This is a genomic window from Sphingopyxis sp. KK2 (genome assembly GCF_001990265.1).
In the GTDB taxonomy this organism is placed as follows: Bacteria; Pseudomonadota; Alphaproteobacteria; order Sphingomonadales; family Sphingomonadaceae; genus Sphingopyxis.
The window spans coordinates 1-10,923 of the sequence record NZ_LYVN01000136.1 but is presented as its reverse complement, the minus strand read 5'-3'; the positions used below and the strand labels follow the sequence as shown (position 1 = coordinate 10,923).

At 67.3% G+C, this 10,923-nt stretch carries 12 protein-coding genes; 8 read left to right on the top strand and 4 right to left on the bottom strand.

Features of this window, described 5'->3' with window-relative positions; translation table 11 throughout:
- On the bottom strand, nt 1-228 hold a 228-nt coding region (locus B1A78_RS23175; RefSeq protein WP_256839167.1), incomplete at its 3' end, for a zinc-ribbon domain-containing protein.
- 168 nt (nt 229-396) lie between these two features.
- On the opposite strand from B1A78_RS23175, the gene ftsE reads away from it, so the two are divergent.
- From ftsE to B1A78_RS17690, 4 genes are read left to right on the top strand one after another with little or no spacing between them, the layout of a single operon-like run.
- Entirely contained in the window at nt 397-1,128 is a 732-nt protein-coding gene (ftsE, locus tag B1A78_RS17705; RefSeq protein WP_077148235.1) for a cell division ATP-binding protein FtsE, read from the top strand.
- Between the two features lie 4 nt (nt 1,129-1,132).
- Nucleotides 1,133-2,038, top strand: coding sequence for an ABC transporter permease (locus B1A78_RS17700; RefSeq protein WP_077148234.1), 906 nt, complete (start codon nt 1,133-1,135; stop codon nt 2,036-2,038).
- Nucleotides 2,035-2,565 (top strand): YdcF family protein, encoded by a 531-nt coding sequence (locus tag B1A78_RS17695; protein WP_077148233.1) that lies wholly within the window; start codon nt 2,035-2,037, stop codon nt 2,563-2,565. The genes B1A78_RS17700 and B1A78_RS17695 overlap by 4 nt, the downstream gene beginning before the upstream one ends.
- The gene (locus B1A78_RS17690) at nt 2,565-3,302 is read left to right on the top strand and encodes a 1-acyl-sn-glycerol-3-phosphate acyltransferase (protein WP_077148232.1); all 738 of its coding nucleotides are present in this window, start codon (nt 2,565-2,567) and stop codon (nt 3,300-3,302) included. The genes B1A78_RS17695 and B1A78_RS17690 overlap by 1 nt, the downstream gene beginning before the upstream one ends.
- A 33-nt stretch (nt 3,303-3,335) precedes the next feature.
- Here B1A78_RS17690 and B1A78_RS17685 read toward each other — a convergent pair whose 3' ends face one another.
- Both B1A78_RS17685 and hisC read right to left on the bottom strand, forming a co-directional pair.
- Entirely contained in the window at nt 3,336-4,250 is a 915-nt protein-coding gene (locus B1A78_RS17685) for a prephenate/arogenate dehydrogenase family protein (protein ID WP_256839162.1), read from the bottom strand.
- Nucleotides 4,250-5,365 carry a histidinol-phosphate transaminase gene (gene hisC / locus B1A78_RS17680; RefSeq protein ID WP_077148237.1) on the bottom strand — a complete coding sequence of 372 codons (1,116 nt, stop codon included), beginning with the start codon at nt 5,363-5,365 and terminating at the stop codon, nt 4,250-4,252. Before hisC ends, B1A78_RS17685 begins: the two co-directional genes overlap by 1 nt.
- A 79-nt stretch (nt 5,366-5,444) precedes the next feature.
- On the opposite strand from hisC, the gene B1A78_RS17675 reads away from it, so the two are divergent.
- The 3 genes from B1A78_RS17675 (at nt 5,445) to B1A78_RS17665 (ending at nt 7,527) form a co-directional block, all read left to right on the top strand.
- Entirely contained in the window at nt 5,445-6,566 is a 1,122-nt protein-coding gene (locus B1A78_RS17675) for a homoserine O-acetyltransferase (RefSeq protein ID WP_077148230.1), read from the top strand.
- A complete protein-coding gene (gene metW, locus B1A78_RS17670; RefSeq protein ID WP_077148229.1) occupies nt 6,566-7,153 on the top strand; it encodes a methionine biosynthesis protein MetW in 588 nt (195 codons plus the stop codon). Before B1A78_RS17675 ends, metW begins: the two co-directional genes overlap by 1 nt.
- Before the next feature lie 80 nt (nt 7,154-7,233).
- Nucleotides 7,234-7,527, top strand: a complete 294-nt coding sequence (locus B1A78_RS17665) for a hypothetical protein (RefSeq protein ID WP_144037887.1) — start codon at nt 7,234-7,236, stop codon at nt 7,525-7,527.
- A 21-nt stretch (nt 7,528-7,548) separates the two neighbouring features.
- On the opposite strand, the gene B1A78_RS17660 is transcribed toward B1A78_RS17665, so the two are convergent.
- On the bottom strand, nt 7,549-8,187 hold the full coding sequence (locus tag B1A78_RS17660) for a TetR/AcrR family transcriptional regulator (protein WP_144037888.1): 639 nt from the start codon (nt 8,185-8,187) through the stop codon (nt 7,549-7,551).
- Between the two features lie 219 nt (nt 8,188-8,406).
- Here B1A78_RS17660 and B1A78_RS17655 point away from each other — a divergent pair, with 219 nt between their 5' ends.
- On the top strand, nt 8,407-10,782 hold the full coding sequence (locus tag B1A78_RS17655; RefSeq protein WP_083734278.1) for a TonB-dependent receptor: 2,376 nt from the start codon (nt 8,407-8,409) through the stop codon (nt 10,780-10,782).
- The last annotated feature ends 141 nt before the right edge of the window (nt 10,783-10,923 follow it).

The following is a 10,923-nucleotide window of genomic DNA, read 5'->3' as shown; positions in this document are numbered from 1 at the left end:
AGGCGACACCGGCGCCACGACCGGCGTCTCGGCCGGCGCGACCGATGGCGCGGGCGCGGGCCGTTCGACCAGCGGCGCCGCGTCGGTCAGCAGCATCTCGCTCGGTGCGGCGGGCTCCTGGAACCAGCTGTGGCGGCAATTGGCGCAGCGCACGGTGCGGCCGTTGGCGCCGATCGCCGTATCGGGAACGACGTAGCGGGTGTGACAGGCGGGGCAAGCGAGGATCATGCCCCCTCTAAACACGCCGATTCGCGCGTTGCAAGCGCCGCGTCGCCCCGCGCGCCCCACTCGCCGCTTGTCCTTGTGGAGAAGGCGTGCGACAGGCGGCGCTATGGGCGCCGACGCTGCACCTTTGCCACGGATTTTCGGGGGCGCGCGCCGCCCCGTGGTGACGCCATGACCGATACCCCCAGCGGGCGCGCCGGCGGCGCGATGGTCGAATTCGACCGCGTCGGGCTGCGCTATGGCCCCGACGCCGAAATCCTCGCCGACATCAGCTTCAATCTGCAACCCGGCAGCTTCTATTTCCTCACCGGCGCGTCGGGTGCGGGCAAGACCTCGTTGCTCAAGATGCTCTATCTCGCGCAGCGTCCGAGCCGCGGGCTCGTCCGGTTGTTCGGCGAGGATCTGGTTTCGATGCCGCGCCACCGCCTGCCGGGCTTTCGCCGCCGCATCGGCGTCGTTTTCCAGGACTTCCGCCTGATCCCGCACCTGTCGGCGCGCGACAATATCGCGCTGCCGCTGCGCATCGCCGGGGTCAGCGAAGAGGATCTTTCGGGCCCCGTGGGCGAGATGCTGAGCTGGATCGGGCTCGGCGACCGCGCCAACGCCTTTCCGCCGACCTTGTCGGGCGGCGAACAGCAGCGCGTCGCGATCGCGCGCGCGGTCATCGCGCGCCCGCAATTGCTCGTCGCCGACGAACCGACGGGCAACGTCGATCCCGAAATGGCGATGCGCCTGCTGGGGCTGTTCGAGGCGCTCAACCGGCTCGGGACCACCGTCGTCGTCGCGACCCACGACATCCATCTGATCAGCCGCATCGACAATGCGCAGATGATGCGGCTCGAAAAGGGGCGGCTCGCCGACCCGACCGGCGCGCTGCGCTATCCGCCGGCGAACAGGGTATGACGCCTTGATCATCCCGCGCGTCCCCGTCCAGCACCGCCGCCTGCTCCCCGACCGCCGCCTGTCGGGACCGACGCCGTGGGTGATCGCGATCCTGATGATGCTCACGCTGCTCGCCGCGGGCGCGGGCATCGGTCTCGCGCGCGCCGCGAACAATATCGGCGATGCGATCGCCGGGCGGGTGACGGTACAGATCGTCACCGCCAACCCGGTGACGCGCGCCGAACAGGCGGCCGAGCTGCGCCGCCGCGCCAGTGCCGCGCCCTATGTGCGCGGCGCGCGCCAGGTCGGGCAGGACGAATTGCTCGCGACGCTCGGCCAGTGGCTCGGCAGCGCCGGCGGCGACGACCCCGTGCTCCGCTCGCTGCCTTTGCCCGCGCTCGTCGATATCGATTTCGTCGGCGGCGAACGCGCGGGCCAGCTCGCGCAACTTCGCGCACTGGTGGCGCAGACCGCCCCCGGCGCGCGCGTCATCCCGCACGCCGAATGGCTCGGCCCCGTCGCGCAATTGATCCGCAGCCTCGCCTGGGTCGCGGCGGGCATGGTGCTGCTGATGACGCTCGCCAGCGCCGCGGTCGTCATCATGACCGCGCGCGCCGCGCTCGGCACCCATTATGCGACGATCGAGATGCTCCACCTGATCGGCGCGACCGACCGCCAGATCACGCGGCTGTTCCAGCGTCGCATCGCGATCGATACCGCCTATGGCATCGCATTGGGCAGCGTTGTCGCCGCCGCGATCATGCTGCTGATCGGCTGGCAATGGTCGGGGGTCACCTCGGGGCTCGCGGCGACCGCCTCGCTCGGACCCGCCGGATGGGCGCTCTTGCTGGCGTTGCCGCTATTGGCTATCGCGCTCGCAGCCCTGACCGCGCGGCTGACCCTGCTCGCCGCGCTCAAGAAGATTTTATGATCAAGCGCCTGCTCTCGCTCCTGTTCCTGGCCTGGGTGCTCGGCTTCGCATGGTTCGCCCTGCTGCCGCCGCTGCCCGCCGCCAACCAGAAGACCGACGCGATCGTCGTGCTCACCGGCGGGCCGGGGCGCATCGACCGCGCGCTCGAACGGCTCGAGGCGGGCGACGCCAAGCGCCTGCTGATCAGCGGCGTCGCGCGCGAGGTGAAGCCGCGCGAACTCGCCGCCGAATATAAGCGCCCCGAGGAACTCTTCGATTGCTGCATCGCGCTCGGCTTCGAGGCCGAGGATACGCGCTCGAACGCCACCGAGGTCGCGACCTGGGTTGCGCGGCGCAACTACCGGAGCGTGCGGCTGATCACCACCGACTGGCATATGCGCCGCGCCGAATATGAAATCGGCCGCGCGGTCGGTGACAAGGTGACGATCGTCCCCGACGCGGTGCGCAGCCAGCCGAGCTTCGCGACGCTGTTTCGCGAATATCATAAATATCTCGCCGGGCTGGCGGGCGGCGTCCTCGGTCTCTGATGCGCTACACCATCGCCCTTGTCCGCTCGATCCTCTTCTGGCTGCTCTTCTTCCTGATGAGCAGCTTCAGCTCGATCGGTGCGGTGATTTCGCTGCCGGTCTCGCACAAGGCGACGATCTGGTTCGTCCGCGTCTGGGCCAAGGGCCACCGGCTCTTCTGCCGCTTCGTGCTCGGCCACCGGATCGTCGTCGAGGGCGAAATGCCCGATATCCCCGTGCTTTATGTCTTCAAGCATGAAGGTGCGTTCGAGACGATCGAGCAGCCGGGGCTGTTCAAGCACCCCGCGGTCTTTGCCAAGGAGGAGCTGTTCTCGATCCCCGTTTGGGGCAAGGCGGCGCAATTCTACGGCCTGATCCCGGTCGATCGCGACGGCGGCGGCAAGGCGATGCGCGCGATGCTCGGCGCCGCCAAGGCCGCGCTCGCGGCGGGCCGGCCGCTGGTGCTCTTTGCCGAAGGGACGCGCGTCCCGCACGGACAGGCGCCTGGGCTCCGCCCGGGCTTCGCGGGCATGTACCGCCTGCTCGGGGTCGACGTAATCCCCGTCGCGGTGAACAGCGGCATCGCCTATCCGCCGCGTCGCTGGGTCAAATGGCCCGGCACGATCACCTACAAGATCGGCGAAACCATCCCCGCCGGCCTGCCGCGCGAGGAAGCCGAAGAGCGGGTGTGGCGCGCGATCAACGCGCTGAACCCGCCTGAAGCGTTGCTGGAAGGCTATAAAGCCCTGCAAAAATAATCGTCGCCCCGCGAAGGCGGGGGCGACGGGGCGTTAGTGCTTGCGCCCGAAGTCCGGCGCTGCATCATCCTGACCCTGTTCGATGATCGACCGCCGGATCGCGCGCGTGCGCGTGAACCAGTCCTCGAGCTTTGCGCCGTCGCCGCGGCGGATCGCCTGTTGCAGCACGGTCAGGTCCTCGTTGAACCGCTGCAAGGTCGCGAGCACTGCATCCTTGTTGGCCAGGAACACGTCGCGCCACATCACCGGGTCGCTCGCCGCGATACGCGTGAAGTCGCGGAAACCCCCTGCCGAATATTTGATCACCTCGCTCTCGGTGACCTCTTCGAGTTCGCTCGCGGTGCCGACGATCGTATAGGCGATGAGGTGCGGCAGATGGCTCGTCACCGCGAGAACCATATCATGGTGCGCGGCGTCCATGACGTCGACCCTGGCGCCCAGCGCCTCCCAGAAACCGGTCAGCGCCGCAACGGCGTCGGCCGAGGCTTCGGTGCCCGGGGTGACGATGCACCAGCGCCCGTCGAACAGGCTGGCAAAGCCCGCCGCCGGCCCGCTGTTTTCGGTCCCCGCGACCGGGTGCGCCGGAATGACTTCATGATCGGGCAGTGCCTTCGCCAGCGCCTCGGCAACGCTCGTCTTCGACGATCCGACATCCGAAATGATCGCATCGGGCTTCAGCCCCGGCGCGATCGCGGCGGCGGCATCGGCCATGCGACCGACGGGCACCGCCAGAATCACGAGGTCGGCATCGGCGACCGCTTCGGCCGCATCGTCGACGATCGCATTGCCCAGTCCGAGCGCGCGCGCCTCTTCGCGCACATCGGCGCTGGCGTCATGCCCGGTAACCGTCACGAACGGCATGCGCTCGGCGATCGCGCGCGCGAGCGACGAGCCGATCAGCCCCAGCCCGACGATCGCGACCTTCTCGACGCTTGACGTTTTTGGCATCAGCCTTCGACCGCCGCGCGGATCGCCGCGGCGAGCCCGCGCGTCTCGTCTTCGGTGCCGATCGTCATGCGCAGCGCGTTGGGCAACCCCTGCCCCGGCAGCCAGCGCACGATATAACCCGCGTCCATCAACCGGTTATAGACGGTCTCGGCGCTGACGCTGCCCTCGAACAGCACGAGCAGGAAATTGCACGCCGACGGCACGACGCGCAGGCCGTGATTGCCCAGGCTCTCGATCTCGCCCGTCAGCCAGGCGCGCCATTCGGCATTATGTTCGCGGCTGTGCGCGACAAAGTTCTCGTCGCCGAGCGCCGCGACGGCGGCGGCCTGCCCCGCACGGGTGACGTTGAACGGCAGGCGGATGCGATGCAGCGCCGAAATCACGTCCGAGCTGGCATAGCCCCAGCCGATGCGCTCGGCGGCGAGGCCGTGAATCTTCGAAAAGGTCCGCGTCACGAAGACATTGGGCTCGGTCCTGGCGAGGTCGAGCCCGCCATCGTCTTCGGCCTCGGACAGATACTCCGAATAGGCCTGGTCGATCACGAACAGCACGTTCTTGGGCAGCCCGGCATAGAGTCGCTGGACCTCCGCGCGCGTCGCGAGCGTTCCCGTCGGATTGTTCGGATTGGCGAGATAGACGACGCGCGTCTTGTCGGTCACCGCCGCGAGCAGCGCATCGACGTCGGTCGCATAATCCTTGTCATCGGCCTCGACCGGCACCGCGCCGACGCGTCGCGCCGCGATCTCGTAGACCGCGAAGCCATAGCGCACATAGAGGATCTCGTCGCCCGCCCCGGCATAGGTGCCCGCCGCAAGGTGGAGCAATTCGTCCGAGCCGTTGCCGCAGATCACCCGCGCCGGGTCGAGCCCGAACTTCGCCGCGATCGTCTCGCGCAGCTCGTTCGCGCCCGGGTCGGGGTAGCGCGACAGCGCATCGGCGGCGCCCTGCGCGGCGGCGAACGCCGCGCGCGCCTTCTCGCCCGTGCCGAGCGGATTCTCGTTCGCGCTGAGCTTGATCAGCGGGCGGCCGTCGGCGCCCGCCGACTTGCCGGGAACATAGGGAGCAATGCCGCTGATCCACGGCTTGGGGGTGAGGGTCGGGGTCGTGTCGGTCATGCCGCGGCGTTTAGCGCGTGGGCGCGCCGAGTCCAGCACGTTGACAGCCCCCGCGCACCCGCTTAGCCCCGCGCGCACCATGGCGAGCGCGCTCCACCATATTTCGCACCAGAGCGTGACGATCCCGACCCCGCTGCCGCTCGACAGCGGCCAATCGCTGCCGTCGGTAACGATCGCATGGCAAAGCTATGGCGCATTGAACGCCGACAAATCGAACGCGATCCTGCTCTGTCACGCGCTGACCGGCGACCAATATGTCGCGAGCGACCATCCGGCGACGGGCAAGCCCGGCTGGTGGGCGCGCATGGTCGGCCCCGGCAAGCCGATCGACACCGACCGCTTTCACGTCATCTGCGCCAATGTGCTCGGCAGTTGCATGGGATCGAGCGGCCCCGCGACCCCCGACCCGGTGACCGGCGCGCCGCTCGGCATGGCCTTTCCCGTCATCACGATCGGCGACATGGTGCGTGCGCAGGCGATGCTGCTGGGTCATCTCGGCATCGAGCGGCTCCACGCGGTGGTCGGCGGCTCGATGGGCGGCATGCAGACGCTCGCCTGGGCGGCCAACTATCCCGAGCGGCTCGAACGCGCACTGGTGATCGCCAGCGCCGCGCGGCATTCGGCGCAGAATATCGCGTTCCACGAGGTCGGGCGGCAGGCGATCATGGCCGACCCCGACTGGCAGGACGGCCAATATTATGGCAGCGCTCGCGCGCCGACCAAGGGCCTCGCGGTCGCGCGGATGGCGGCGCATATCACCTATCTCTCCGAAGAAGGGCTGACCGAGAAATTCGGCCGCCGGCTGCAGGCGCGCGACATCAAAAGCTTCGGCTTCGACGCCGATTTCCAGATCGAATCCTATCTGCGGCACCAGGGGCTCGCCTTCACCGACCGCTTCGACGCCAACGCCTATCTCTACATCACGCGCGCGATGGATTATTTCGATCTCGCCGATCCGCACGACGGCCGCCTCGCGGGCGCCTTTGCGAGGGCGAAGGACGTGCGCTTCACGCTCGTCAGCTTCGACACCGACTGGCTCTATCCGACCGCCGAATCGCGCCGCATCGTCCAGGCGCTGCAGAGTGTCGGCGCGGCGGCGAGCTTCGTCGAATTGTCGGCGCCCTATGGCCACGACAGCTTCCTGCTCGACGTGCCCGCGCTCGACCGGCTCGTCGCGGGCGCGCTCGGGAGCGGTTTCTGATGGCGCTGCGCCCCGACCTTGCGATCATCGCAGACGCCGTGCCGTCATCGGCGCGCGTGCTCGACGTCGGCTGCGGCGACGGCGAGTTGATGGTGGCGCTGCGCGACAAGGGCGTCGACGCGCGCGGGCTCGAAATCGACCCCGCGAACGTCACCGCGGCGATCGCGCGCGGCCAGTCGGTCGTGCAGGGCGACGCCAACCGCGACCTCGCCGACTATCCCGACAACGCCTTCGACTATGCGATCCTGTCGCAGACGCTGCAGACCACCGAGCGTCCCGACCTCGTCGTCGGCGAACTGCTGCGCATCGCGCCGCGCGCTTTCGTCAGCTTCCCCAATTTCGCGCATTGGCGCGTGCGGCTCGCGCTTTTGTGGGGCGGACGGATGCCGGTGACGCGGCTGCTGCCGGTCGCCTGGTACGAAACCCCCAACATCCACCATGTTACGGTCAGCGATTTCCGCGACCTGATCGGTGCCAAGGGGATCGGCATCGAAGCCGCCTGGTATCTGTCGGGCGACCAGCCGACAAGCGACGCCGCAGCAAGCTGGCGCGCCGAACATGCGATTTTTTTGATCAAGCGCGCCTGATGATTGCCATCATGCGGATGCGGCTCCTTCTGGCCTAAGTTGGAGATTGTAAGAAGCGGACATCCCGATAGTCTATGGGCATGACGGTCACCGCTCTCCTCGCACCCGAGCATGATCTCGCTACCACAAATGCTCTCCTGCGGGCGCTGCACGAGATGGGCGCTGAAGAGATTTCGAGAAATTGGGGTGTCGCCGGCTCTCAGGAAATAAGCATGCTACGTTTCTCGCTTGGCGAGCAGCAGCTTATCGTCGAGGCGGAAACCTATATCGGGCTGTCGGTAACCGGAACTCGCGAAACGGTCGACGCGATCACCTCACGAGTGCGCGATATTGTAGGCAAAGCAAAAGCTGGATTCCCGCTTACGCGGGAATGACGAAGTGGAAGGCGCGCGCGCTCAGCGCTTCCGAATCCCGTCGGCAATCAGTGCATTGGCGCGTGCCGCCACGGCGGCAACATCATCCTCGGTATCCCACACGCCATAGCGCAGCCCGAGGAAGACGTTCATCCCCATGATCGCCCAGGCTTCGACCTCGCCGATCCCGCCGCGCAATTCGCCCGCGTCGGCACCGGCGGCGAGGCGCGCCGCGATGCGCTCGGCGGTCGAGGCGTAGTGATTGCGGAAACTCTCGGGATCGACGAACTCGGCCTCGTCGACGATGCGATAGATTTCCTGATGCGCGCGCGCGAATTGCAGGAAGGCCGCGAGCGCGCGCGCCTCGGCGTCGATCGCGCCGGTCGCGCCCTCCATCGCGGGGGCGACATGGTCGCGCACGCGCCCCGACATGTCGGCGACGAGCGCGCGGAAGATCGCGTCCTTCGAATCGAAATAGGTGTAGAAGCTGCCGAGCGCGGTGCCGGCGCGGCGCGTGATGCCGCTGATCGACGCCTCGTGGAAGCCGCGCTCGCCGAATTCGACCGCCGCGGCGTCGAGCAATTTGCGCAAGGTGCGCCGCCCGCGTTCGGTGCGCGGCACCTTGTCGGGGTTGCCCGCCTCGCTCTCGGCGTCGGGCGTCGAAACGCGCGGCTGGTCCATCATCTGCCTTCCCGTCCTCCCCCACGGACGACCGCAACCGATTAGCGGCGCGGCCAGCGTGGCTTTTTCGCATCACCGCCACCCAAAAGACAGCGGATAAATATTCCAAGTTGAAACTTGGTTCACCTTTCATTATTGGGTAGCGCGCGGCTTGGCAAGACCGGCCCAAGAAAATCGAAAAAGGGTGGCGCTGCGCCGCCCATGTCATGGGAGACTCATATGCGTCCTTTCGCCCGCCGCGTGCGCCACGCCGTCTGCGCCACCACCGCCCTCAGCCTGATCGCCTTCGCCCCGGCCGCCTTTGCGCAGGATACCGATCCCGCCGCGAGCGCCGATGACGGCAGCGAGGAAATCATCGTCACCGCGCGGCGCCGCGACGAGCGCCTGCTCGACGTGCCGATCGCGGTCAGCGCGATTTCGGGCGAGGCGCTCGAGGCGCGCGGCGCGCTCGACATCACCGACGTCGGCAACATCACCCCGAACACGACGCTCGAAACCTCGCGCGGCACCAATTCGACGCTCAGCGCCTTCATCCGCGGCGTCGGGCAGCAGGACCCGGTCCCGGGCTTCGAGGCGGGCGTCGGCATCTATCTCGACGACGTCTATCTCAACCGCCCGCAGGCTGCGGTCCTCGACATCTACGACGTCGAGCGGATCGAGGTGCTGCGCGGACCGCAGGGCACGCTCTATGGCCGCAACACGATCGGCGGCGCGGTCAAATATGTCACCAAGATGCTGCCGCAGGATTTCAGCCTGAAGGCGCGCGCGACCTATGGCACCTATGACCAGGCCGAGGGCGTGCTGACCGTCAGCGCGCCGCTGACCGACATGCTGCGCGTCGGCGGCTCGGTCGCGCGGCTGTCGCGCGGCGGTTTCGGCGACAATCTTACCGTCCCCGGCCTCGAGAATTACAACAAGGATGTCTGGGCGGGCCGCGGCACGCTCGAATTCGGCGGCTATGGCGAGCCGGTGCTGATCCGCATCTCGGGCGACTATACCCGCGACAAGTCGAGCCCGCGCAACGGCCACCGGCTGATCCCCGGCCTGCTGACGGGCGCGCCGGTCCTCGACGACGTCTATGACACGCGCGCCGGCCTCGTGGACCCGAAGCAGGATATCGAGGCCTGGGGCCTCGCGATGAACGTCTCGGCCGAACTCAGCGACAATCTGACGCTGCGCTCGATCAGCTCGTGGCGCAAGGATACGAGCTACACCCCGATCGACTTCGACAGCCTCGCAACCGTCGATGTCGACGTCCCCGCGGTCTATCGCAACGAACAGCTGAGCCAGGAATTCCAGCTCCTCTACGACAGCGACCGGCTGCACGGCCTTGTCGGTTTCTATTATCTCGACGCCAAGGCTTACACCAAGTTCGACGTGCTGCTCGCCACCACCGGCACGCTGCTCGGCCTGCCCGGCTTCGCGCAGCAGACGATCGGCGACGTGCGCACCGACACCTGGTCGGTGTTCGGCGACTTCACCTTCGACGTCACCGACCGGCTGCACATCTCGGCGGGCGGGCGCTACACCGTCGACAAGCGCGACAGCTTCGTCTTCAAGCAGAATCGCCTGCTCGGCGCCGACCCCGAATTCGGCGGCGCCAGCGTCCCGCTCGGCGCCCCGATCACCAATTTCGATGGCAAGGCGCGCTTCAAGAAATTCACCCCGCGCGCGTCGGTGTCGTTCGACGTCAACGACGATCTGATGATCTACGCATCCTATTCGAAGGGCTTCAAGGGCGGCGGTTTCGACCCGCGCGGCAGCGCCAATGTCCGCGCGATCGACGTCAACAACGACGGCGTCTTCGCCTATGACGAAATCTATAACTTCTTCCTGTTCGAACCCGAAACGGTCGACAGCTACGAGGCCGGGATCAAGGGTTCGGCGCTCGACGGCGACCTCAATTTCGCGCTGACCGGCTTCTATGCCGATTACAAGAATGTCCAGATCCCAGGTTCGGTCGGCATCGACGCGAACAACGACGGCATCTTCGAAGGCTTCTCGGGCGTCACGACCAACGCCGCCTCGGCGACCTTCAAGGGCGTCGAGCTCGAGACCTCGGCCCGCTTCGCGCACGACTTCGCCGGCGCGGGCTCGCGGATGAGCTTCCAGGGCGCACTCGGCTATATCGATGCGCAATATGACGAGTTCATCGGCAACCTCGGTACCGACGTGTCGGACATCACCGACATCCAGAACACGCCGAGCTGGACCGCATCGGGCACGCTCGGCGCGCTGGTCCCGGTCGGCGACGGCGACGTCAATTTCTCGACCACGCTTTCGTATCGCAGCAAGACGCAGCAGTTCGAATATCCCAGCCCCTATCTCGACCAGAAGGGCTATGCTTTGTGGGATGCCAGCCTCGTCTACAGCTTCGGCGGCGACCGTTATTCGATCGGCGTCCACGGCAAGAACATCCTCGACAAGCAGTACAAGACCTCGGGCTATCAGTTCCTCGTCGTCAACCCGGCGACCGGGCTGCCCGTGACCAACGCCAACGGCCTGCCGACCCCGTCGCTCGGCCGCGAAGGCGTCGCGACGGTCTTCTACGGCAACCCGCGGCAGGTGTTCGTTACGGGAACGGTGAAGTTCTGACCGGCGACGTTTCAGAAAAAGGGGGAAAGGGGCGCTGGCGACGGCGCCCCTTTTTCTTTGGGCGAAGGTGATGGCGGCTTCGGTGTGGGGAGCGGACGTTGATCTCCCCTCTCGCTTGCGGGAGGGGTCGGGGGAGGGCCT

Bases quoted from the DNA above. Each gene is read 5' to 3' on its own strand.
- ftsE (WP_077148235.1), top strand. From the start codon at position 397: ATGACCGATACCCCCAGCGGGCGCGCCGGCGGCGCGATGGTCGAATTC.
- B1A78_RS17695 (WP_077148233.1), top strand. From the start codon at position 2,035: ATGATCAAGCGCCTGCTCTCGCTCCTGTTCCTGGCCTGGGTGCTCGGC.
- B1A78_RS17690 (WP_077148232.1), top strand. From the start codon at position 2,565: ATGCGCTACACCATCGCCCTTGTCCGCTCGATCCTCTTCTGGCTGCTC.
- B1A78_RS17685 (WP_256839162.1), bottom strand. From the start codon at position 4,250: ATGCCAAAAACGTCAAGCGTCGAGAAGGTCGCGATCGTCGGGCTGGGG.
- hisC (WP_077148237.1), bottom strand. From the start codon at position 5,365: ATGACCGACACGACCCCGACCCTCACCCCCAAGCCGTGGATCAGCGGC.
- B1A78_RS17675 (WP_077148230.1), top strand. From the start codon at position 5,445: ATGGCGAGCGCGCTCCACCATATTTCGCACCAGAGCGTGACGATCCCG.
- metW (WP_077148229.1), top strand. From the start codon at position 6,566: ATGGCGCTGCGCCCCGACCTTGCGATCATCGCAGACGCCGTGCCGTCA.
- B1A78_RS17665 (WP_144037887.1), top strand. From the start codon at position 7,234: ATGACGGTCACCGCTCTCCTCGCACCCGAGCATGATCTCGCTACCACA.
- B1A78_RS17660 (WP_144037888.1), bottom strand. From the start codon at position 8,187: ATGGACCAGCCGCGCGTTTCGACGCCCGACGCCGAGAGCGAGGCGGGC.
- B1A78_RS17655 (WP_083734278.1), top strand. From the start codon at position 8,407: ATGCGTCCTTTCGCCCGCCGCGTGCGCCACGCCGTCTGCGCCACCACC.